We start from the raw sequence: 24,148 nt of genomic DNA, 5'->3' as shown, positions 1-24,148 counted from the left end.
GCAAGTCTCCCATCGCTCGGGCAACGATGGGTCATTCGTTGCCCGATTGATCTTCCAATACGCCTCGCAAGCCTTCGAGCTGCTCGCGGATTTGATCGATCTGCTCCTGGAGTTCGGCCTGGTTTCCACCTCGTTGAAGATTCTCCAAAATCCACTCAGGGGTAATCTGGCCCGTCTCGGGTAAGCGGGGAGCAAATGCTTGTTCTTGCTCCGGCGTAGCTTCTACCGAACGTGGAAATTGGACTCGATCGTCCGCATTGCGTTTCTGCGGCTTGAGTTCCAATTCTTTCATCTCGCCAGCTCGCAGATACTCCACACGCATCGTGCGATCTTCCCCACCGGCGTTTTGTACTGCGTCGATTAACATTTGCGGACTTACAACCTGCTCACCGTCAACTCGAACCAAAACGTCGTGCTGCATCAGTTCCGCCTCACGAGCAGGAGTTTCATCCGCAACGTCTGCAACAACAATCCCCACTCCATCATCCAATTTCAGTTGCGATCGCAAAGTATCGCTCACATCTCCAAGTGCCAGCCCGATGTAGTAATCGCCAAGCTTTTGCTGGGATACAAACCGAGTTGCGTGAGGTGCACTATCGGAGTCGACGTTGCTATTTTCTTGGACTCGTGGTTGAACTCGAATCCATTTTCCATCGGGAGTAGCCACGAACAGATTCTTGCCATCGGTTCGAAAAGCTTTGAATGCCTCATGCGGGTGTGTATCCTGCGCCAAGGCGAGAGAACCACCAGCAAGAATCCCGATTAACGCAGCGGACAGGGCGATTACGCGTCTATACATTTCTTGAAACTCCTCTGAATCTGAAACGGATAACGTTGCTGAATGGTCACGACATTAACAACCAATACCTAAAGGTTGCCGTGCCTGTCAGAAACCTTGCACGTTTTGCGAAAACTTTTCCGAAAGACCAATTTGGCTGGCTGCAAGATTCAAAAACCGGAGCAAAACAGTTCAAATTGAACCTTGGCTGAAATCCGTTTTTCGCTTTGACAAATCTGACAACCATTTTTTCATTTCGGTGTAGAATTAGATCATGAAAAATAGAATTTCAAACCGACGACGCCTTCAACTGGAATCTCTTGAACAACGACAACTGCTAGCCGCCGACTTGTCGCTGCAGCTGGTGGCGAGAAATGACTTTCTGCCCGGAGTCCCCGTACTGATCCATGCGGAGCTAGCGGATCAAACAGGAGAAACAGCACGCGATCAGTGGGACGCCACGGTTGAGCTAACAAGTAGCGAAGGAAGCTTTACAGCTGAACCGCTTCAATTGGTGAACGGCCGCGGCAGTACCTTGGTCACGCTCGAGGATGCGGTGGACATTACGTTACAGGCTCAATGGAGAGAGTTAGCAACCAGCGTCCAATTGTCAGCGTTGGTCGCGCCACCCGTTCAGAACCTTTCGGGGGAGCTCGAATCCGACCTGACGGTTTCCGGAGTCATCCGCATCGAACGCGATTTAATCATCCCGACAGGAGTCGAGTTGACGATCGCGGCCGGCTCCCTCATTCTGCTCGATGGGGCTGCCGACAGCCAAACCGGTACACAAATCGTCGTCCAAGGCACGTTACGATCGCTTGGTAACGAAGAACAACCGATCACCTTGACGGCCGCTGACCCCAGTCAACCCTGGGGACAAATCGACGTGGATGGCGGCTCCGTGGAGTTCAACCATACCTTTTTGACTCGCGCGGGTTCATCCCCAAGGGGAGGCCACACCAACACGGGCCCGGCGTTGCGCCTTCGCGACGACGGTTTTCTATCGCTTTCAGACAGCTCAATCTCCGATATCAATGGAAAAATCCTACAAGCATCCTCAGGGCAACTGGAAATCACGGGATCCCTGTTGAGCCGCGCCGTCATGGGACCTGAAATTAAAGGTACGGGACTGGCGTTCAATGACAGCTGGATCACAGATATGGCGGGACGTTTCCATCACAATGGCAAGGTGGACGACAACGACGGAATCTATTTGCATGGGCAAAAATCGGGACAACAAATCGAAATCAACAGCTCGGTGGTGGCCGGGGTTCAAGACGACGCGATCGACACCCTCGGCTCAATCGTCACGGTGCGAGACACAATTGTTCGCGATGCGGCCGACAAAGCAGTCAGCGCGTTCAATGGCGCTGTGACCATCGAACGGGGCTTAATCGTCAATTCGGCAATTGGCGTTGAAACAAAAGGCTCTGGTTCATCAACGCCAGATACCACCATTCGTCAATCGACAATCGCCAACGTTGACTTAGCGATCTCATCACGCGACAAAGGCTCCCCCGATCCCAACGTGTTAATTAGTTACGACATCTCGAATTCGATCTTGCACGTCAATCCCGGGGGACAGTTCATTCGTTCAGACTACGATCCAGCCGACCTACACATTAACTATTCGCTGCTTGGGCAACTGTGGAATCATGACGGCAGCGGAACGGGCAACCTTTCGTCTCCACCCGGATTCGTTGACGCAACAACAAATAATTTCCGACTGCAGCCAGATTCAGCGGCCATCGATCAGGGCGATCCCCAGGCTTCTCCAGACCCGGATGGAACGCGAATCGATATTGGCTACTATTCCTTCCGCCAATCCGCGCTGGTTCCCGGTGATTTCAACGGCGACCAAAAGGTCGACACCGTGGATGTCGACCTATTCTGCCGGCGAATCAATGAAAATCCTCGGGACTCACAACTTGATCTCGACAACAACGGTAGTTCAAACCAGGCCGACTTTGCATACTTGATTGACACATTACTCGGTTCAACCTTCGGCGACTCAAATCTCGATCAGGTTTTTGATTCAAGCGATTTAGTCCAAGTCTTTCAAAATGGACATTACGAGGACGACCTAGCTGGAAATTCCGGCTGGGCACAAGGAGACTGGAATTGCGATGGTGAATTCGACTCCGCGGACCTCGTCACTGCGTTCCAAGCCGGTGGTTACGAAAATCCCAAAGCAGCTCACGTTTCTCTAACGTCCGCGGCGTTGGCCGCAGCCCTCGATGCAAAGGACCGAAAAGAAGTCGTCTGAGGGGATTTCGAGCAAACCACCAGTTTGTCTACAATGAGCGGCTATGCCAATTCGAACTCCACACAGCCGCAATATTTCCAGCCACAGTCGCTCCAACATCTTCCAAGCGGTTCGTCGGTTCGGGCGGAAAACGCCCCTGCTGATCAACGCTCCATGGCTAATTACCGTGGTGTTACTCTTGCCAACCTTTTCCCGCCTTGATGCCGATGAATCGAACTTGACCGCATCGCCAACGGATTATTTCGCCGAAGTGCAAGATCTGACACCTGAAGGTGATCAGCTGATTCAACGAGAAGTGGCGGACGGCAAGTTTAGTACCGCGTTGAAAAGCTTCGTGCTACCAAATGAAAACACTCAAGCTCTGCCGATTCCTATTCTGGATCGCTTCACGACGGTCAACGCCTTCAAGCTCAGCCACTCAGGTCTAGTTGTCGGCTTTGCGGTCCGATCGCTGGGGCATCCGCAGGGGAGTCAAAGAGCTTTTGTATGGAATTGGAAAACGGATAAATTAGAGGCCCTCCACCCGCCCGCCTTATTCCGGGATAGCTGCGCGTTTGATATCTCGGCAGACGGCAGTGTTGTAAGTGGCTTCATTGTGGGACGGGATCCACCTCGAGTCATACCTTGCGTCTGGCAACGCCGAGCAGACGACTGGATTTGCCAATTGCTACCAACCGTCGCGATGTACAATCCGTTTCTTTCGGCAGGTCGTGTCGTGATTAGTGACGATGGGCGATCGGCCGCTGCCAGCGTGGCCAAAAACGACGAACAAGATGGGTCGGGCAATCAGCTTCGCATTTGGAGACGGGACAAAGCGGGACGTTGGCAAGGTCGTAACGCAACCGATTCTGCGGTGCATCTCGCCAACATCAATAACCAAAGCATGGTGGTTGGTCGAGTTACTCAACGCGGAAAGCGCATGGGTTTTGTCTACGAGCCGAATACCGGCGTAAGTCTGTTGAAGCCTCTGCCTGGTGATGCAAGCACCACCGTGACCGACGTCAATAATCAAGGCATCGCGATTGGAATAAGTGATGATCCTCCGGGACCGAATGGTGGCTCAACCGCTTTTCGTTGGAGTTTGAAAACGCGAGAACTGGAGCCTATCGAGTTCGACCGGAAAGAGATTTTCAGTACGGCAAGAACCATTGACGACCAGAACCGCATCGGAGGGTGGCTAGCGTGGCAGTCCAAAGATTTGGGCGATTCAGTCAAAGCAGGTGCCTACCTACTTCGTCCGACCCAACCCAACCTCCACACACCGAAAGCAAACCAGGAATAAAACCCATGCCTGATAATCAGCTACCTCGCACCAGCCATCGCACACTCCAATTCGAACACGGAACCGCGATCGGGATGAGCCATCGCTGGCATCAAGGACAATATTGTTCGATCTTGACCAAGGCAGGAATCGTGGGCTGCGGCATCTACGACCTGACCACACCCGCTGAATTTGGTCAAGCAATCGCTATCGCCAAGGGGACGCCCAGCAATCCGCTTTGCGAACCGGAGGATCTGTTCGAAGCCCAGATCGTGGGGTGCACCCCGCAAGCGGCCAAACTTGGAATTGAGCTCGGCATGAGTGGTCGGGAGGCTGTCGAACGTATGCTTCAGGCAGCGATCTCGGATTGAAATCGGCGCACCGATTGGCTCTTCAGTCGGCGATCAAGCACGATCGGCCGTTTTCGTTCGGGGCCGTCGTTTCCTCGGCCGTCTTTGCTCGCCCCCAGTACGAATCGCCAGGGAACGAATAACGCCGATGACGGCCAGCGAGATCCCTCCCCAGCGTAAAACCTGGGCCGCTGTCTGCCGTACGTTACGAGCACGATCAAGTTGAGCCCGAGAGTCGCTGAATCGTTGCTGCGCCTTTTCCAATTGCAGTTTCATCTGCTCCTTCTTGGCCGGCGAATCCGTGCTGATGTCAGAATGGGCGGCCATGTGAGTCATTTCATGCAATCCGGCAGACGCGTCCGAATTTTCCATCGCTTGCTCTTTTGACCAAACCAACTCTTGGGGAACGAACAGGGGCCAAGCGTAGGATAACCCGAGGAGTGCGAGTCCGAAACATATTAGGCCGGTGGCAAATGATGTGCTTTTCAACATAAAGCTTTCCGAAAGCTGGCGGGATCTCACCGCATCCGTTAGCGAGTCAATTCGTCAATCCGACCATTTTGCCCATCGTTGATACTAATCAACAACGCCATCACCACGTCATCGATGTCATCCGACAGAAATTGCACATGACCATCCATCGCAGCAGCAACGACTCCTCCCATGTGGCGACTGCGAGGAGCGGCGGAAAGATAAAAATTAGCCGAATCACGATCCCACTCGGCACACGGCATCCCTTCGAACTGTGCTTTATCGATGTCCGGACAGTCGTAAAGCATATCAACGTTAAAACCGCGATTGTTTGGACGCTGTGCACCCTGCCGCGTGTAGAGCCACGGTTCGTAGGGACGATTACTGAGAGGATAATGATGCATGTCGTAGGCAAGCAGGCTGGATCCCGACCAGGGAAGTGCCCAAGCGCCTCGCTGATCACGCGGGTCATCTCGGGTTCGGACCTCCGAGATCATTAGCGTCTTTACCAAACCATCGCGCACCTTCACCAAGGACTGGCCGATCCGCTTTGTTCCGTCGCGCGACCAACGGCCACCTCCTAAAGCGCCAGGATACTCAACCTGGAGATCAATATGAAAAGGACTCACGAAGGCGGCGTAGTTGCCCTTTGCAAACGGAACAGAATTGGTCAAATCGGGATGCTTAAAAACACGTCCAGCTGCTGAATCGCTTGGACAGACGTAGGCATCCACATGGACCGCTTGAGGTCGGCTTGGCAACTCCAGGACGTTTAGATTCGGGTCAAACCGCTGATGGAGTGCTTCTTCTTCCAAAAACGGGAGAACGGCGACAGCCCAACTTGTCATCTTACCCGTTTGTGGATCGTACTTCCCAAAACCGACATTGGGATCATAGTTTTCGCCCACTTGGCCGCTGGCTGGCAGTCGGCGATGGGTGCTCTCGTAGTTGATCACCGCCGTCGCGATTTGCTTAATCTTGTTTGTACATTGAATCCGACGCGCGGCTTCGCGAGCCGAATTCGCGGCGGGCAAGAGCAGGGAAACCAGAATGGCAATGATGGCAATCACCACCAACAGTTCGACTAACGTGAACGCGTTGGACCGCGACTTTCTAGCCGTTTTGGCAACTTCATTCCGTTTGATCATGACGATCGTCCCATTACTGAACTCATGTTTTGCAGCGTCTGGCCCCGCCGCATCCTCTGATTCTATGATAACCGGACTGGCTATTCTGCAAATAAAGTCGCTTGGGCGATTTTGACCACCGGCCAAAGAAACATCGATCTGAGACGTTATTTTACCACTTCTTCAAAGATTCGTTGACTTATCGAGCCCACAATCCAAATGAACTCAGTTAATCCGGTGACGAATTTCGCCAAAACGTGCAAGGCGCCCCCAACGAGTCTGTCTGACAGTCAAACAAGACTTCGCGTCCCAACGGGCAGAAAGTGCCGGTCGACGGCTAACGAGACAGGTCGGAAATCGATATAATCTGCCGGCCCACGGGGGCACGGGGGCACGGGGGCACGGGGGCAAGTCGATTGGCTTCGGGACTCGCTCCCATTCCCAATAACAGTAGTGAACAACGGGATCCCTGATCATTGCTTTCCGTTAGAAAAACTTGACACCTACCGGACTTTGAGAACATGGGCAATTTCTAACGGACGTGTCAGACGGCGCAGTTCCTGCTTTTCATCGTCTGGACTTCCGCGTGAATTGAATCGTAGCGATCATCGGTTTTGGGATGGAGATCAATTATGTCAGCACAAACGTCATCAGAGCTCGCGATTCGAGAAAATATTAGTTGCACCGTTTTCCCTAACATTTTGGATGCATCGGCGACAATCGCTCAACAAATTGCCGCTCTCATTCGAAGTCGAAGTGCTGAAGGAAAGCATTGCGTGCTCGGTCTCGCTACGGGATCAACGCCAGTGGGCGTGTACAACGAGCTAGTGCGCATGCATCGCGAAGAAGGACTCTCCTTCGCAAATGTCATCACGTTCAACTTGGACGAATACTTTCCGATGGCAGCGAACGAACTGCAAAGTTACGTTCGATTCATGAACGAGCATCTCTTCAACTTGATCGACGTCAAGCCAGAAAATATCCACATTCCGGATGGTCAATCCCCTCCCGAAACAGTGTTCAGCTACTGCGAAGAGTATGAGCAGAAGATTGCACAAGCTGGCGGGATCGATATCCAACTGCTCGGAATCGGACGCACAGGTCACATCGGTTTTAATGAACCGGGATCGGGTAAGCAGAGTCGCACTCGGCTGATCACGCTCGATCGGGTGACTCGAATCGACGCGGCTAGTGATTTTTTTGGCGAGGAAAACGTGCCTCGGCGTGCCATCACGATGGGGGTCGGCACGATTTTAAATGCACGCAAGGTCATCATGATGGCTTTCGGCGAGCACAAAGCGAGGATTGTGGCCGAAGCGGTCGAGGGCCCGGTAACCCCGTCAGTCGCCGCAAGTTTTCTACAGGAGCATTCGGATGCGGAAGTGATTCTCGACACGGCCGCTGCCTCGGAACTCACACGATTCAAATGTCCGTGGCTGGTGGGCCACATCACTTGGCCTGAGGATCGTACCCGACGGGCGATTTTTTGGCTGGCGGAGAAACTCAAAAAACCAATTCTCGCGCTGACCGATCAAGATTACAACGAACAAGGTCTACAAGATCTGCTCGCCGAGAAAGGCCCCGCCTACGATATTAATTTATCCGTGTTCCGTTATCTGCAAGGAACCATCACGGGCTGGCCTGGTGGTAAGCCAGAACACGCAAAGCAACCCGGCGATCGTAACCGACGCTTTGATTCGATTTTCCCCAAACGGGTTATCGTTTTCTCGCCACATCCGGACGATGATGTGATTTCGATGGGCGGGACTTTGATTCGCTTAGTCGATCAGGGACACGAAGTTCACGTCGCTTACCAAACTTCTGGCAACATCGCTGTCTTCGACGACGATGCCATTCGGTTTATCGAGTTCGCAACCGAATTCAACCGCCACTTTGACATCGACCTGCAGCGCACCATCCAACTCGAAGATCACATTGAAGAATTTCTAAAGAACAAGAAAGCCGGACAAGTCGACAGCGACGAAGTCCAACAGACAAAAGCCTTGATCCGTCGTTGTGAGGCAGTCGCAGGTGCCAGATGTTGCGGTGTGCCTCGCGAGAATCTGCATTTCCTCAATCTTCCGTTCTATGAGACCGGGCGAGTCCGTAAAAAACCATTGAACGCCGATGATATTGACATCACCGTAAATTTGATGCGTGAGATTAAACCGCATCAAGTCTACGCCGCCGGTGACTTGAGCGATCCGCATGGTACGCATCGGACCTGCCTGACAGCCATCTTACGAGCATGCAACGATCTTAAGAATGACGACTGGTTCAAGGAATGTGAACTTTGGCTCTATCGAGGTGCCTGGCAGGAATGGAGTCCAGATCAAATCGAAATGGCGGTCCCCTTGAGCCCGCAAGAAGTCGCGAGAAAAAGGGCAGCCATTTTCAAACACGAATCACAAAAGGATCGCGCCTTGTTTCCCGGCCCTGACATGCGAGAGTTCTGGCAACGAGCGGAGGCCCGTAACGCGGATACGGCCCGATTGTTTGACCAACTCGGATTAGCCCAGTACGAGGCCATGGAAGGATTCGTCCGCTACAAGGAAAGTTTTTTGAAGTAAGCGGCACTGCCAACAGGGCCAATTTCAGGCCGCATCGTCGTCAGGATACGTTTTTCCGGACTTTCACCGTCACAAACGGTGAACGAGAGGCTCGGAACAGTTGATCCTTTCCCATTACCAATCAGGCTAAAACCAAAGGCACATTTTCGTCGTGCCCTTCGTGGTCTTAGGCTCGGCATCCGTTCGGATTGCCGAATCGCTGCTGTGGTTTGGTATGGGACTCACACTCACATTCGTGATCGGCTTACTACTGCCATCGTACGCAATCGTGTGCTACTACCTATTTTTGGTCGTCGCACGGGGTTGCGGCCTGCAGGAATCGCGGTTACCTGCGCAAGCTCCCCAACACCGTTTCATGATCGTGATCCCGGCTCACAATGAGCAACAGGTGATTGAGCGCACAATTCGATCTTGCCAGGCCTCGAAGTATCCTCCCAACCAATTTGACATCACGGTCATTGCGGACAATTGCCATGACGAGACGGCTGCTTTGGCCCAACGGTTAGGCGTTGATGTCTTGACACGACACGACAAAGATCGTCACGGGAAAGGCTTCGCACTCGCCTGGGCTTTCCAACGTCTGCTCGCTCTTCCCTATGATGCCTTCATGGTACTCGACGCTGACAGCCCTCTGGATGAAAACGCGTTGGGAGTCATGGATAGCTTCCTGCAAGAAGGTGCGTCCATCTTGCAAGCCAATCATCGCGCATCTAACCCCGATGCGAGTCCGATCAGCTACGCAGCAAGTGTAGGTCGAACGCTAGAATACGATCTTTTTTTTGTTCCCAAATCGAAACTTGGATTATCCGTGATGCTCGTTGGTACAGGGATGGTTTTTCATCGTTCGATTTTGGAATCATCTGGCTGGTCTTCCCATTCTTGTGCGGAAGACACTGAATTCACAATTCAACTGGCAAGACAGCATCAACGAATTCATTTTATTGGAAATGCGCTCGTCCAATGCATCAATGCCGAAACAACCAAAGAACTCCGCGTTCAGCGAACGCGATGGGCAAGTGGCAACTTGAGTTTGAGCCGCTCCAATGCTTTACCGTTAATCTTTGAGGGGATCAAACATCGCAATCTTCGGATCGCAGATCTCGGCTGGACCTTATTAATCACGAGTCGGCCGCTCGTTTTGACTCACCTCCTGGCGGTACAACTGGGTGCGGGTGTGTTGTGTTGGTGGGTACCGACTGATCGATCCATCCAACTCGCCGCTGCGGCACTCGGCTTACTGCCGCTTTACGGCCTTTACCTCCTCGCAGGTATCGGGATGCTTGGGCTATCTCCACGACGTTTTCAATATTTGCTGCACACGCCATTGGTTTTGGCCCAAATCGCATCGATTTCCTTACTCGCGTTACTGGGCTTCCGAAACCATTCCTGGAACCGTACACCGCGACATTAATTCTCCTCCTTTTGCGAAGCCAACATCCTCATGAGCCATACATTACTCCATCGAAGAATCAGGAACGTCACACCGGTTCCCTTGCGACCAATTCGAGTATTAGCCTTACGGGCGGTTGATGGAGCGGGTGGAGGGGCCGACAAAATCATGCTTCGAAATGCGGCGTGCGTATCGGCCGATCGGGTACAAATGGCGGTGTGCTTCATGCACCACGTCGATGATCGGGAATACGATTTGGCGGATCGAGCCGCTGCCTTGAGACTTAGGCACTACACTGAAACGCATCATGGGCCTTTCGATGGAACGATCTTCAAAAAAATCCGACAAATCACCGACGCCTTCCAGCCCGACATTATTCACTCGCACGACTACAAGGCAAGCTTCATCGCCACGATGATCAACCGCCGATACAAGAACATTATTCGACTCGCCACCTCGCATGGCTGGACGGGGGACAAAATTCGAGAGCGACACCTGCTCTATCCTGCTGATAAATTGGTTCTTCGGACCTTTCCAGGTATCGTTGCCGTCTCCAATCAAATACGTGACGCGCTAATCAACTCCGGATCCCAGCCAGAGCGAATTCGGGTTGTTTTGAATGGCATTGATCCTCATGAATTCTCCCGTAACGCAGAAGCGAGGCTCATCTCGAGACGACAGCTTGGATTTTCTCCTGAGCATATTGTGTTGGGTGCTGCCGGCCGCGTCGAACACCAAAAACGTTTCGATCTCCTTGTCGAACTTTTTGATCAATTGAGTCAAACCGATTCCCGGCTGCGATTGGTGATCGCCGGTGAAGGCAGTCTTCTGGATTCACTTCGCCGTGATGTGCAGCGACGTCATCTCCAGGATCGATGTCATTTATTAGGACATTGTGCCAACATGAAACAAACTTACCAAGCCTTTGACCTGTTCGTTCAAACCTCTGACTACGAAGGTACACCAACGGTGGTCGTCGAAGCGATGGCTTTGGAAATCCCCGTGGTCGCCACCGACGCCGGAGGAACCAGTCAACTCATTCGAGACCGGGTTCACGGTCGCGTGACCGATCGGCGTGACATCGCATCATTGAGTCAAGCCATTCGAGAAACTCTCTCTGACGAAAGCCAAACGACAAAACAGATCCAGGCAGCTCGACGCCGTGTCGAATCGGAACTGAGCTTCGAGCAACGGACAGAACAACTGCAGGACATTTATCGCGAGTTGCTCGAAAATCGGCAGCTAAAATCCGGCTGATCGACCCATTTTTTCTTACTGCCGCGAAGAAACTGCTCGGCTCCAGTCAATAACGCACTGTCTGCCGCCGCGAGACAGGCGCATTCTGCTTCCGCGAGAGCTATAATTAGCAGCGAAAGAATCTTCAGCGAAAGAATCTTTCGAATTCAACCCAGGATATTCCGCCCCGTTCACCCCACCATTAGAAAGACCATCACGATGAGATTCCCGAGTATCTTTGCGGCCACAACGCTACTCATCTCTTCTCATTTTATTCCACACGCTCAAGCTGAAGTAAAAGTCAGCTCTGACGTGATTGCGAAGATCGCAGACGGTCTGCCCGTTGAAGCTGCTGCAAATCCCCAACAACCGCGAAACGTCTTGATCTTCAGCAAGACGCTCGGTTTTCGACACGGCTCGATTCCGACGGGCGTCAAAGCCTTTCAAATGATGGGCGACAAGACACGAGCTTACACGGCGGTGCATTCAGAAGACCCGGCCATGTTCGATGCGGATACCCTCAAACAGTTTGACGCGGTGATCATGCTGAATACCACCGGAGATTGCCTGGCGCCCCGCAAGGGTGACCTGACCGACAAGGAAAAGGAGACGTTGGAGCAACGCAAAAAAAATCTTCAATCGTTTGTCGAAAATGGCAAGGGATTAGTCGGCACGCACTCCGCATCCGACACGTTTTACAGTTGGAAAGAGTACGGTGATATGATCGGGGGCTGGTTCACGAGCCATCCATGGCACACGAATGTCCCACTGAAGGTCGATTCGCCCAACCACCCGCTCACCGGCATGTTCGATCCCGAAAATGGTTTTGAGGTCAAAGATGAGATTTATCAATTCGGCCCTCGCGCTCAAAACGCATCTTACAACGGCTATCAACCTTATTCCCGAGACGCGCTGCGAGTTTTGCTCAGTCTCGACAACAGCAAATTCGACGTCAGTCGTGGCGCTCGATCTGATAATGATTACGCAATCAGCTGGATCCGTGACTTTGGAAAGGGACGAGTGTTCTATACGGTGCTTGGTCATAACGACCACATCTTCTGGAACCCGACGGTGCTGCAACATTATCTAGCCGGGATCCAATTTGCCCTGGGCGATCTCAACGCAGATACAACTCCAAGTGCAAGCTTGCGTAACTCGCCCACCCAAACTACCACCATCGAGCCGTTTCGAGGAAACAACCTTGACGGGTGGAAACTTAAACGGCCAACCGGTAGCCATTGGCAAGCTGGCTCCGTCACGCTGGCCCCAAACGATCCATCCAAGCTTCAGTTAAAAGGGAACACTGGCCAACTGGTCAACTTGAAGGCAGGGGGAGTTGACATTTTCACCGAGGAAAAGTTTGGTGACTGTTTGTTGGAACTTGAAGTCATGGTTCCCAAAGGATCAAACTCAGGCATTTACCTGCATGGCAACTATGAGATCCAGGTCTTGGATAGTTTCGGTCGCGAAAAGATTGGAGCAGGCGACATCGGGGGCATCTACGGCGCAGAAGCACCGCGCGTAAATGCAGCCAAAGCTCCCGGTCAATGGCAAACGTTCACAATCGATTTCCAAGCCCCACGGTTCGACGGCGACAAGAAGATAGCAAACGGGATCTTCAAGCGAGTGCTCTTGAATGGCCAACTGATCCAGGAAAACGTCGAAGTCAAGCAACCAACCGGCGGGAATCTCGGCCAAGGCGAAGCAGCCACCGGACCACTGATGTTCCAAGGCGATCACGGAGCCGTTGCCTACCGAAACATCAAGTTAACCGTACCAACGAAATGACCGCTAACCCATCATCGTCGGGTGATGCGGTAGGCGTGCGACGATCACCCAGCAAACGGATAAGTTGGACTCCCTTTCGTGGATGTCTTTAAACGAAAAAGACATCCCGAATCGGGATACTGCTCCAACTGTTCGTCGGACAATCCCTTGCGCGCCGTTGTGATGTAAAGATCGGTAAGATCAGGGCCACCAAAACAACAAGCTGAGGTATGGGGTGCTGGCGTATCAATGCGATCAAGCGTTTTGCCTGATTCCGGATCACGACGCGTCACACAAGCCCCCGCCCATTGGGCAAGCCATATTTTCCCATCTTGATCAACTGTCATGCCATCGGGCCACCCGTCTTTTTCTGTCAGTTCGAACAATGGCCGCCGATTCATGATTTCACCCGAAGCAGCGTCATAGTCAAAGACGAACACTTTTCGGGTGGGTGAATCGATGTAATACATCTTCGTTTGATCCGGACTCCAACCCATTCCGTTAGAAATACCGACGGGCCCCAATACCTTGGTCACGACATGATCGGCAGTCACGCGATAGAGCATACCCAGGGTGCGTTCCTCGGCCTTATCCATTGACCCACACCAGAATCGACCGGCCGGGTCACATTTGCCGTCATTAAAACGGGTTTCCGGCGAGGTTTCGACAGACTCCCAGGGTTCAACCTTACCGGAGGAAGGGTCAAATGATGCGAAACCGTTTTCCAAAGAGATGATCAATCCACCTTGAGCTCGGGGTGCAACGGTTCCGATCAGCTGGTCGAATTCCCAATGATTGTCTTTCTCGCCGGCAGGATCGAAGCGATGCAACTTCCGCCCCAAAATATCGACCCAGTACAGGACTTGTTCTCCTTCGTGCCAGCAAGGACCTTCGCCTAACGTTGCTGGCGGCGTGAGTTTTTCGAGTTCCATCAGGTCGCTCGCAGAAGATTTTCGGAAAAAAGTTGGAACAACATGGCTGAATTGGCTCCAAATATCGCTGACGTTCCGCTACGACGCAAGCCGTCGAACGGTTACCCTTCGCTCGATTACAATCAGGGCATTCGCGGAAACTGGTTATCCAACTACAATGAGACGTCACTTTCACCAGCAGGAATCAGACATGTCAAAACCGAATAAAGGTCTGGGACGGCGATCATTCATTGGCACGAGCGTTGGAGTCACGGCGGCAGCCCTTGCGATCCGCCCAACGGAAACGCGAGCGGCCGATGTCGCGAAACCCGGAAAGACCCCCAACACACTTTTTGCAGTGAATGTCGAAATGTGGTTTGGTAACAAGCCATTCTTGCAAAAGATCTCAACTGCCGCTGAAATGGGGTTTCCTGCCATTGAGTTTTGGCCCTACGAAAACAAACCGATCAAGGAAGCGGCCCAATTACTCCGAGACAAAAAAATGGCCGTGTCTCAATTCACCGCTTGGGGATTTGGCACTGAACTGAACAACCCGGAATTTGACCACGACAAGTTTGAGCGAAAAATCGCAACTAGCTGTGATGTGGCAGATCAGCTTGACTGCTCGTTGTTTACCGTCGTCATCGGCAACGACATCCCTGGCGTGAGCAAGGCCCAGATGCACACGGCCGCGATCAAGGGCCTAAAGCGAGTCGCTCCGCTCTGCGAAAAGCGAAAAAAAACAATCATCATCGAACCGATGAATCCTCGCGACCATCCACGACATTGCCTTTACGGCAGCGGCGACGCAATCAATATCTGCAAAGCGGTTGATTCGCCAAACGTGAAAATTAATTGGGATCTTTACCACATGCAAATCGTGGAGGGCGACCTTTGCATGAAGCTACGAGAAGGATTCGATTACGTGGGTTACTTGCAACTGGCTGACAATCCGGGCCGTCACGAACCGGGGACGGGCGAAGTGAATTACACCCGCGTTTTCCAAGAAATAAAGGAGCTTGGCTATGACGGCTTTGTCGGCCTCGAGTGTCGACCGAAGGAGAATGAATGGATCGCTGCTCAACGCATCTACGCAGCCGACCAGTGGTAAATCTCGATGATCGCTAACGATGCTGTAACGGCCATAAAAATACTGTCCTGGTTGATCTGGATGATCGCTTTAGGATCATCCAGCCGGACGAGCGCATCGGCCCAGGAAAAGTTGGCGGCTCCCGAGCGAGTCGTCTTGATCGAATTCAACGGCCCGATCCAGTCGCTCAGCGAACAATACCTCTATCGCAAGCTGGATGAGGCAGAACGCTTGAAGGCTGATGTGGTGGTGATAGAGATCGACAGTCCCGGTGGAGAGGTCGAGGCGACCATGCGTATTGCAGCCAAACTGCGCGATCTACCCTTCGCCCGCACAGTTGCCTATATTCCGCGTGAGGCACTAAGCGGAGCCGCACTGTTCGCGCTCGGTTGTGATGAAATCGTACTCGGACCCCAAGCCGTGTTTGGCGACGCGGGCCCCGTATTCATGCGCGAAGATTTCCTCTTTCGCCACGCTCCGGAAAAAATACGTACCGACTTGGCTCGACGTGTTCGAGACTTGGCCGAATCTCAAAATCGACCTCCAGCCCTCGCCGAAGCGATGGTCGATATGGATCTGGAAGTCTTTCAGGTTCAAAACGAAGACACTGGCCAGCAAACGTTTATGTCCCAAGCAGAGATCGACGCAAGTGATGCTCCCGAGGCATGGAAAATCATCAAGCCAGTGCTCGAATCTCGCAAGGCACATTTCCTGGAAGTGAATGGGCGGCGTGCTGTGGAACTCGATCTGGCAGACGCCAATGTATCGGATCGAAAAGAGCTTCAAGAACGCTACCGGGCCAAAGAGTGGGTTGATTTGGAGTGGAATGCTGTCGATCAGGCCGTGTTGATACTCAATAACCCCTTCATGACGGGCGCGTTGTTGGTGGTGGCGTTGATCGCCCTCTATATCGAATTTCTTTCACCCGGACTCGGTATCGGCGGTCTGGTCGCAACCATCTGTTTTGGTCTGTTCTTCTGGAGTCGTTTCCTCGGAGGAACAGCCGAATGGCTCGAAGTCATTCTCTGTATCTCGGGCATCGCCCTGATTGTAGTGGAATTATTTGTCATTCCTGGATTTGGCATCTGGGGAATCACCGGGATCACCCTGTTCACCCTCGGCCTTGTTTTCGCCAGCGAACCATTCTTGATCCCAGAAACAGGTAGCGATTTGAACTCTCTCGGTCAGAGTTTGTTGATTCTAATCAGTGCTGCTCTCGTCTTCCTGATTGCAGCAGTGTGGATCACCACACGACTGGGAAGCATTCCTGTCTTGAATCGATTTACACTTGCCCCACCAAAAACCGCGATCTCCGAATCGCTCAATACCCAACAAGCCAAGACGGAGATCACAGCGACGGTTATTGAAGTGGGCCAGATCGGTATTACCGAATCACCACTTCGACCGGCGGGCAAAGTCGCGTTCGGAGAGGATTATCTCGATGTAACCTCCGACGGAACCTTCGTCGATGCGGGCGAACAGGTACGGGTCATCAAGATCCAGGGGAATCGAGTCGTGGTTCGACGACTCGAGCAAAACTGACACGGTGAGCGCATTTCACCACGCAAACGGTCTCAGACCGAAAGATTCCCCACGATAAAAAAACAAGTAATCTCCCCGAATCGAGTCCCTCCAGCAACTGCGTCCTCCGTACGTTCCACTCGTCAGTAAGAAAAGATACCACTATATTACAACTCGTTGAGAATAGACCTCGTGGACTCACTTTCCACCACCTTTCCGAAGATTCCACCATTTCCCTATGAAGACACAATCTCCGCTTGCCATTGGTCGCTTGGTCGCCATGATCCTTGTCACGGGCTTTGCACTTTCCGTGATGTGGGTCACCGCTACGAAGTCAGGGAAAAAAACTGAAACGGTGGGTGACCTGCCTCCCGAACAAACCACAGTTGGCGCAGCCGCACCCGTCGTCGTTCGCGATTTGAAGCCCGAGTCGATTGAGATTCTTGACACCTACTCAGGCATGATTCGCCCTTTCGAGCGTTATTTGATGGCCTTTGAGATCAGCGGTCGTGTGAAAGAACTCGGACTCAACCAGGCGGATAAGCGCCTTGATGACGGCGATACCGTTCGCCAAGGACAGGTACTTGCTATCTTGGACAAAGATATCCTGCAAGCACGTGTCCAGGAAAGAACGGCGCTGATGGAACAGGCACAAGAGGATTTGACACGAGCCAAACAACTCAGAAATAGGGAGAACCGCGTCATTTCGGAGGCCGATTTCCGCAAGCGGGTCACGGACATGGCAGTCGCTGAAGCACAAACGGCAACCGCACAAAAAAATCTCGAGAATGCGACGCTGGTCTCCCCTTGTAATGGTCGAATTTCCAAACGATTTGTGAGCGAGGGGGAATCGATCAACATGCATGCACCCGCGTTCGAAATTGTTGAAGTCGACCGCGTCTTACTCGTCGTGGGAGTCCCCGAATCTCGCATCCACGAAATCGAAACTGAACGTCAACGATTGCGACAAAGCAATCCTCAAGGCGACGCCATCTTCAAAGCTTACGTCCAATTGATGGGAACGGATCGATATGGTGTTCCTTGGCCGAAGCGAATCGGTCAGGTTTTTCGCGTGGGAGAAACGGCCGATGACAAAACGGGCTTATTTGAAGTTGAGATCCTGCTGGAAAATGAAGATGGTGGGCTGCGCCCAGGTTCGGTTGCCCTCGCTCAAATCGTGATCGACTCAATCACTGGCTACCAAGTTCCGATCCCAAGCGTGATGTTTCGAGGCGACCAACCTTTTATCTATTCCGTGCACCAGTCGAAATCGGATTTGCACTATTTGTTCTTCAATTTAGGAGCAGAAGCGGACTACCAGGCGAAGCGCGTCCCGCTCGAACGTTACATCGAACAAGACGGAGCATTGATCGTGCCAGACATGCCCGTCGACGACCGGAAAATTGTGGTAAAGGGGCAACATCGACTCGTCCAAAATCGCCGCGTCCGCATCGTGGGCATCGAAAATCAGACAACAACGCCGGCGGTGTCTCGCCGCAATCGGGCCGCTTCCGTCGATTGATTGAAACTCCAACGAGCATCGCCACCAACAACTTATAGCCACCCATGTCGCAGCAACAGGATACTTGCATCTAAGCGATGAAAATCACCGACACCGCAATTGATCATCCGCGTATCGTCATCGTGTCGACCGTACTCGTACTGGCGATGGCCCTGCTTGCTGCCATCAGAATTCCCGTACAACTCGCACCGGCAATTAGTACGGCGGTGATCATGATTGCCGTTCCTTATCCGGGCGCCCTTCCCACCGAAGCTGAAGTGCAGATCACTCGAGAGATCGAAGATGCACTGGCAGGACTGAACAACGTCGACTTTATTTCATCGACCAGCATGCGTGGATCGAGTGTGACTCAAGTTATGTTTCTTGACGGTGTTGATGCGGACACGGCGCGCGGTGAAGTGAAAGACTTGGTCGATGAAGTCCGCAGTGAATTACCGGACATATTTCGCAACATTGAACCCAGTGTTACAAAAATCGATTTTGACAACACCCCATTAATGTTGGTCAACATTCGTGCGCCCGAAGGATTTGACCAGCGAGCATTGAAAGAAGTCGCCGAAGAGGTACAGGACGAGATCGAGGCATTGGCTGGGGTTTCAACCACTCAACTGTTCGGTGGCCTTGAACGCGAGGTCCATGTCGACGTCAACGTAGATCTCGCTGCGCAATACGACTTGACGCTCGCTGATGTCCGAAACGCTCTTTCATCCTTTCACGCAGAATTACCCGGCGGTCAGATGAACACGGGTGTTTTTGATTACCAGGTCCGCAACGAGACAAAGCTACGTGGATTGGAAGACATTCGCGAAGTAATCGTCAAACAGGATGGCGGTCGAATCGTTCGAATCATGGACGTCGCCAACGTCCAAGACACTCACCGCCGCCTGAAAAACGTCGCCAAGATCGATGGAGACGATTGTGCCACCATTGTTGTCTACAAGGAATCAGACATCAACACATACGGTACGGCGCAGGCTCTCAAATCGTTGCTCAAAGAATTAGAGCCGCAGTATCCGTTCGTGACCTTTTCAGCGACACGAGACACTTCGGACGAGATCACATTGATGTTTCGCGTACTGGGATCGAGTTTCGTATTCGGCGCCATGTTGGTGCTGATCATTCTAGGCTGGACCATGGGTTTACGAATCTCATTCCTGGTGTTGACTGCAGTTCCGCTCAGTTCGGCCGTCGCATTAGTCGCTGCCTACGCGACAGGTATTCCAATCTCCAACATGGTGATCTTCAGCTTTATTCTCGCGTTGGGAATGGTGGTCGACGGTGCGATTATTGTGGCAGAAAACATCTATCGACACGTAGAGCGGGGCGAAGAACCAGCCGTGGCAGCCAAAAACGGAATCCGCGAGGTCGGCATGCCAGTGATCATTGCCGATTTAACGACCGTGGCAGCCTTTCTTCCCATGCTACTCGTCCCCGGCATGATGGGCGATTTCATGGGAGTCATGCCCAAGGTGGTGAGCATGGCCTTACTGGGTTCCGTACTCGTCGACCATTTTTTGATTCCCGTGCTGGCCTCAAAATTTTTCCGGCAACGCAAGCCAACGACGAAACAAGAGAGACAACCCGAGGAAAATCTCGGCTTTGCCCACCGTTTTTTGCTCAAAACTTACCTGGTCCTTCTCAGCTGGGCGCTCAATCACCGCTGGGCCGTTATGACCTGCAGCCTGCTGGCCTTCATCTGGGCCGGGCAAATGATGAGCAGTATTGGTTTCACATTTTTTCCCGAGAGTGATCGCGGCCAGTTCGAAATCAAGTACGAATTGCCACTAGGAAACAGTATAGAACAGACGATTGCCGCGGCTGAAATCTTCACCGTTCCGCTGCGAGAACTGGCTGAAGATAAGCGTCTCAACGGCCGGAGTGAGCTCGTGCATTTCATCTCGGCGATCGGCTCCTCCGAAGGACTAGCAAGTCGACTTGAAAACGACCCTGCGGTCGGCCCTGAATTTGGCACGATTATGGTACAGCTGCTATCCCCACTCGATCGTAATCGCCACGAAGCCGAAATCATCGAAGAACTGCGGGAAAAGTTTGACAAGCGACTCGATCTTTTCCCGGGCATCCTTTACTCAATCGAAGAAGTCGAGGAAGGGCCCCCCGGAGGTTCGGATGTCGCCATCCGATTGACGGGAGATGATTTAGAACAAATTGGAAATATCGGCCAGTCACTTGCCGGGAAACTCGCCAAGACCGTCGGGACCCTCGATTGTCGATCCGATTATCGCCCAGAAAATCCGGAACTGATCATCGAACCTGATCCGCGCATCCTTGGACTGTTCGATATCTCCGAGACACAAATCGCCCAAGCCGTATTAATGGCTATCCACGGTGATGAATCGATCGAATTGAATTTAAACGACGAGGATATCAAGTTACGAATTCAAGCTGACGGCAGGTATCAGTCAGCCGCCTCCACCCTGGGTCGCATCATGTTAACCGGTAACACAGGAAAAAAAGCGACGCTGGAAGAACTCGGTGCGTTGACCCGAAACGTTGGCGTGTACGCCGTCAACCGTTATCAACAAACGCGTTCGGTCACCGCTCGATGCGACGTTAAGAAACCAAACACGACGCCTGACGACGTGTTCGCAATTGTCCGCGCGAATTTATTGCCACAGATGGGATTCGAACCCGTCAAAGGAAGCAACACAGTCTTTGTTGGCCAGACAGGTACGATCTCTGACGGAGTACGTGCAGAGTTTACGGGAGAAAATGAAGAACGTGACGAAAATTTCCGTTACCTCTTGTTCTGCATGCTGATCGCCGTGGTTTTGATATTCGGGATGCTCGTTTTACAATTCAATAGTTTTCGGCAAGCGATTATCGTACTCCTAACTGTTCCGCTCAGTTTCATTGGCGTCGTGATCGGCATGTGGATTTGCTCCTTTCCATTCAGCCTGGCATCTTTCATCGGTTTGGTCAGTTTGACGGGAATCGTCGTCAACGACGCAATTGTGGTCGTTGACTTCATCAATCAGTCTCGTCGCGGCGGGCTTCCCCTTCGCAATGCGTTGATCGAAGCGGGTCAGAATCGCCTTCGTCCAGTGCTACTGACCACGATCACCACCATCGGTGGTTTGTTACCCTTGATGCTCAATTTGACTGGCGGGGCCGAATTCTGGCAACCATTGACCGGCGCGATTGTGTTCGGTTTGATGTTCGCCACCGCTTTAACGTTGGTCGTGATCCCCGTGGCCTACAGCTTAGTCTACAACTCAGATTTCCGAAGAGCGGAAATCTAATCGACTCGTCTGCCACCATTCCTTGAGTAGGCAAGCGACGCGGTTACAGGCCGCCCGACTTGGGTGATGGATTAAACTGCTGCTTGAGTTGCTTTGACTTTTCGACGGCTGAATTCCAATCCAATCCCGGTTTGATTCCGGGACGTTTGTGGCCGATATGGGAAACGGCACTGTCGCGAACGATCATCTGTGCCTGATGAACCTGGTCCTGAAACTTGCGCGACACATCCACCAAGGGAATTCCCCAACGATCGAGAATTGCCTGAGCGATAATCGCATGGCCATCCCCATTAAAATGAACCCCATCGTCCGACATCATATAGCTGGAATCGCTCTTTCTTCTTCGCGCGAGATATTCGACAAACGGGCTTCGTATGTCGACCACTGCATCCACCGTCGCACGCTGTTTAAGAGTCCAGGTCGCATAACGATCCATCACCTCATCATAATCCTCATAGATCGTCATCCAGCTAAACTCCTCCGCCTCTTGGGGGCGGAGTTTACCTCGTTTTTTGAGGGGTAAAGGATCAAACGGAGGAGGTGTCAGAAGCACGACTTTCGCGCCCTGCTTTTTCGCTTTTCTTACCAGTGTTCTAATACCCTTTCGATACGCGGCAAATCTCGTTTTGTCGAACGGGTGATAGATTCCATCGTTCATCCCATAACCGATCACCAAAACGTCGGGCTGCATTTTGTCCAAAACCCGATCGATCCGTTCCTGCACCGAAGGTCGCGGAAACGGATGGATGGGCTCTGAAAGTCCACAAGCTGTTTCACTCGGCAATCCCGCATTGATGAATTCAACAGACTGACCTGGGAACTGCTTCAGCCATTGAGCTTCAATTTCGGAGATAAAGCGACCCGCATAGGTATTCGAGTCGCCTATAAAGACAACTCGATCTCCCGAGGCAAGCAAGGAGGACGTTTCTCCGGCCTCATCAGCAAAAGCGACAGTGGACCAACAGCCCAGCCCAATCGCGAACACAATGACACGAGTCATATGCAGGTCCAATGCAAAAAGATTTCCAAACACCGGGTACAAAGGGAGTTTTCGAATCAAGCGTTTTAATGGATTACCTCACGTAACGGACCAAGTGCCAAGGCAATGTCCGCGCATCGTCTCCGCCAATCGAGCAGAATGCATTAACGCGACAACCACGCTCAGATCAAGTTCAGTCCCCAGCCTTTACGAAACTTCGAAAAGAGATACTGATCAGCTTGCGGATTACCTTTTGCCGCGAGCGACTGGGCATTCCAATCAAAACCACCATTTGCCCGATAGGCTGCATTGGCAAGCAACACCGTTTCGCTGAGCGGCCCCGAATAGGAAAAATCACAGGTCGCCGGCGTTCCGCCTTTGCAGGCTTCAAACCATTCGCGATGGAAACCGGGAGAATCAGGAATCGATTTCTCAGGAGCCGCATAGTCGGCGAATTTATCCTCGGGATACAGTTTTCGTTGCCCGAAACCACACAGCAGCATTCCGTCGCTACCAATGAAGAGCGTATTGTTACCCTGATGCGACAAATTGTGTTGTTTTAAGATCGGAGGACCTTGTGCTGCTTGATACCAGTGCAGATTTACCTCAGGGCGACCCTCTGATGCTGGGAACACCATCCGACTAGCCATCGATTTCGGTGTGCGTTGGGCGTCAATCTCAGGACCCGACGCATCGACACGGTTTGGAAACGTCAGGCCAAGCGCCCAATACGGGATATCCAAAATATGGCATCCCCAATTCCCGGTCTCTCCGGTGCCAAAGTCCCACCAGAATCTCCATTTGTAGGGACAGTAATCCGGACTATAGCTACGACTTGCAGCCGGTCCCAACCAGAGGTCCCAATCGAGATGAGCTGGGATAGCGGGAGTCCCCTTGGGCGCGGCGGGCATACCCCGGTCTCCACCGACCCAACAGTGGCATTCGGTTACGTCTCCAATCGCTCCACTCTGGATCAACTCAACAACGCGATGCACGTTCGCAATGGTGTGACGCTGAACTCCCAATTGCGTGGCGACCCCTTTTTTATCAGCCAACTGAGTCATTTGCCTCACTTCCCATACGGAATGAGCCATCGGCTTTTCACAGTAGAGGTGTTTTCCTAAGTCCAAGGCGATCATGGAAGGATGAAAATGAGTGTGATCGGGTGTGCTAACTACGACCGCATCAATCTGCTGATCCATTTGGTCAAACATCCGCCGATAATCGGCGTATTTTTTCGCTTTTGGAAATCGCTGATAAGCATTTCCGGCCCGTTGATCATCCACATCGCATAGTGCGACGATATTTTGGCTAGCCACACCCTTCAAATTACTTCCACCCTGCCCGCCAAGTCCAATCACCGCAATGTTCAGTTTCTCATTCGGTGATTCTTCACGCGCCAAAAGTGACCCACCAGTCCAGTAACCGACACCGGCAGCAACGGAGGCTTTCAAGGCAGAGCGGCGTGAAATCTGAATCATCTTTTTATCTCCTCAGCAAACAACAATTGCTTTCAAACAAGTGGGACTCGATCGAGCAGGCTACGATTCATCAAATAGATCATGCTGAGTCATCGGGGTCAATCGATTCAGTCGATCAGTATTTCGCGTTGATTCGCCCTGCCCTTTCGCATTCTGCAAGCAAACCTC

Annotated in this window: 17 protein-coding genes; 11 read left to right on the top strand and 6 right to left on the bottom strand. The window is 52.3% G+C overall.

Features of this window, described 5'->3' with window-relative positions:
- Positions 1 to 31: 31 nt before the first annotated feature.
- Complete coding sequence (locus P8N76_27275) at positions 32 to 799, bottom strand: PDZ domain-containing protein (GenBank protein ID MDG2385403.1); 768 nt, start codon at positions 797 to 799, stop codon at positions 32 to 34.
- Between the two features lie 253 nt (positions 800 to 1,052).
- On the opposite strand from P8N76_27275, the gene P8N76_27270 reads away from it, so the two are divergent.
- The 3 genes from P8N76_27270 to P8N76_27260 are packed head-to-tail and all read left to right on the top strand — an operon-like array spanning position 1,053 to position 4,676.
- Positions 1,053 to 3,044 carry a dockerin type I domain-containing protein gene (locus P8N76_27270; protein ID MDG2385402.1) on the top strand — a complete coding sequence of 664 codons (1,992 nt, stop codon included), beginning with the start codon at positions 1,053 to 1,055 and terminating at the stop codon, positions 3,042 to 3,044.
- Between the two features lie 43 nt (positions 3,045 to 3,087).
- The gene (locus P8N76_27265) at positions 3,088 to 4,326 is read left to right on the top strand and encodes a hypothetical protein (protein ID MDG2385401.1); all 1,239 of its coding nucleotides are present in this window, start codon (positions 3,088 to 3,090) and stop codon (positions 4,324 to 4,326) included.
- Between the two features lie 5 nt (positions 4,327 to 4,331).
- Complete coding sequence (locus P8N76_27260) at positions 4,332 to 4,676, top strand: DUF1805 domain-containing protein (protein ID MDG2385400.1); 345 nt, start codon at positions 4,332 to 4,334, stop codon at positions 4,674 to 4,676.
- Between the two features lie 33 nt (positions 4,677 to 4,709).
- Here P8N76_27260 and P8N76_27255 read toward each other — a convergent pair whose 3' ends face one another.
- Positions 4,710 to 5,147 carry a hypothetical protein gene (locus P8N76_27255; GenBank protein MDG2385399.1) on the bottom strand — a complete coding sequence of 146 codons (438 nt, stop codon included), beginning with the start codon at positions 5,145 to 5,147 and terminating at the stop codon, positions 4,710 to 4,712.
- A gap of 38 nt (positions 5,148 to 5,185) precedes the next feature.
- The gene (locus P8N76_27250; GenBank protein MDG2385398.1) at positions 5,186 to 6,274 is read right to left on the bottom strand and encodes a DUF1559 domain-containing protein; all 1,089 of its coding nucleotides are present in this window, start codon (positions 6,272 to 6,274) and stop codon (positions 5,186 to 5,188) included.
- 611 nt (positions 6,275 to 6,885) lie between these two features.
- Here P8N76_27250 and nagB point away from each other — a divergent pair.
- The 4 genes from nagB (at position 6,886) to P8N76_27230 (ending at position 13,237) form a co-directional block, all read left to right on the top strand.
- Positions 6,886 to 8,823 (top strand): glucosamine-6-phosphate deaminase, encoded by a 1,938-nt coding sequence (nagB, locus tag P8N76_27245; protein ID MDG2385397.1) that lies wholly within the window; start codon positions 6,886 to 6,888, stop codon positions 8,821 to 8,823.
- A gap of 151 nt (positions 8,824 to 8,974) precedes the next feature.
- Positions 8,975 to 10,234, top strand: a complete 1,260-nt coding sequence (locus P8N76_27240; protein MDG2385396.1) for a glycosyltransferase family 2 protein — start codon at positions 8,975 to 8,977, stop codon at positions 10,232 to 10,234.
- 30 nt (positions 10,235 to 10,264) lie between these two features.
- The gene (locus P8N76_27235) at positions 10,265 to 11,470 is read left to right on the top strand and encodes a glycosyltransferase (protein MDG2385395.1); all 1,206 of its coding nucleotides are present in this window, start codon (positions 10,265 to 10,267) and stop codon (positions 11,468 to 11,470) included.
- A gap of 198 nt (positions 11,471 to 11,668) precedes the next feature.
- A complete protein-coding gene (locus tag P8N76_27230) occupies positions 11,669 to 13,237 on the top strand; it encodes a ThuA domain-containing protein (GenBank protein MDG2385394.1) in 1,569 nt (522 codons plus the stop codon).
- 44 nt (positions 13,238 to 13,281) lie between these two features.
- Here P8N76_27230 and P8N76_27225 read toward each other — a convergent pair whose 3' ends face one another.
- The gene (locus P8N76_27225; GenBank protein ID MDG2385393.1) at positions 13,282 to 14,148 is read right to left on the bottom strand and encodes an SMP-30/gluconolactonase/LRE family protein; all 867 of its coding nucleotides are present in this window, start codon (positions 14,146 to 14,148) and stop codon (positions 13,282 to 13,284) included.
- Positions 14,149 to 14,338: 190 nt separating this feature from the next.
- Here P8N76_27225 and P8N76_27220 point away from each other — a divergent pair, with 190 nt between their 5' ends.
- The 4 genes from P8N76_27220 (at position 14,339) to P8N76_27205 (ending at position 21,520) form a co-directional block, all read left to right on the top strand.
- Complete coding sequence (locus P8N76_27220) at positions 14,339 to 15,238, top strand: TIM barrel protein (protein MDG2385392.1); 900 nt, start codon at positions 14,339 to 14,341, stop codon at positions 15,236 to 15,238.
- A 6-nt stretch (positions 15,239 to 15,244) separates the two neighbouring features.
- On the top strand, positions 15,245 to 16,759 hold the full coding sequence (locus tag P8N76_27215) for an NfeD family protein (protein MDG2385391.1): 1,515 nt from the start codon (positions 15,245 to 15,247) through the stop codon (positions 16,757 to 16,759).
- Positions 16,760 to 16,976: 217 nt separating this feature from the next.
- The gene (locus P8N76_27210) at positions 16,977 to 18,260 is read left to right on the top strand and encodes an efflux RND transporter periplasmic adaptor subunit (protein ID MDG2385390.1); all 1,284 of its coding nucleotides are present in this window, start codon (positions 16,977 to 16,979) and stop codon (positions 18,258 to 18,260) included.
- A gap of 77 nt (positions 18,261 to 18,337) precedes the next feature.
- Positions 18,338 to 21,520, top strand: coding sequence for an efflux RND transporter permease subunit (locus P8N76_27205; protein ID MDG2385389.1), 3,183 nt, complete (start codon positions 18,338 to 18,340; stop codon positions 21,518 to 21,520).
- Positions 21,521 to 21,563: 43 nt separating this feature from the next.
- On the opposite strand, the gene P8N76_27200 is transcribed toward P8N76_27205, so the two are convergent.
- Positions 21,564 to 22,520, bottom strand: coding sequence for an SGNH/GDSL hydrolase family protein (locus tag P8N76_27200; protein MDG2385388.1), 957 nt, complete (start codon positions 22,518 to 22,520; stop codon positions 21,564 to 21,566).
- Between the two features lie 161 nt (positions 22,521 to 22,681).
- Positions 22,682 to 23,980 carry a Gfo/Idh/MocA family oxidoreductase gene (locus P8N76_27195; protein ID MDG2385387.1) on the bottom strand — a complete coding sequence of 433 codons (1,299 nt, stop codon included), beginning with the start codon at positions 23,978 to 23,980 and terminating at the stop codon, positions 22,682 to 22,684.
- Positions 23,981 to 24,148: the final 168 nt, after the last annotated feature.

The organism is Pirellulaceae bacterium, from assembly GCA_029243025.1.
Taxonomy (GTDB): Bacteria; Planctomycetota; Planctomycetia; order Pirellulales; family Pirellulaceae.
The sequence above is the reverse complement of the archived record's forward strand: the minus strand, read 5'-3'. Positions and strand labels throughout refer to the sequence as shown.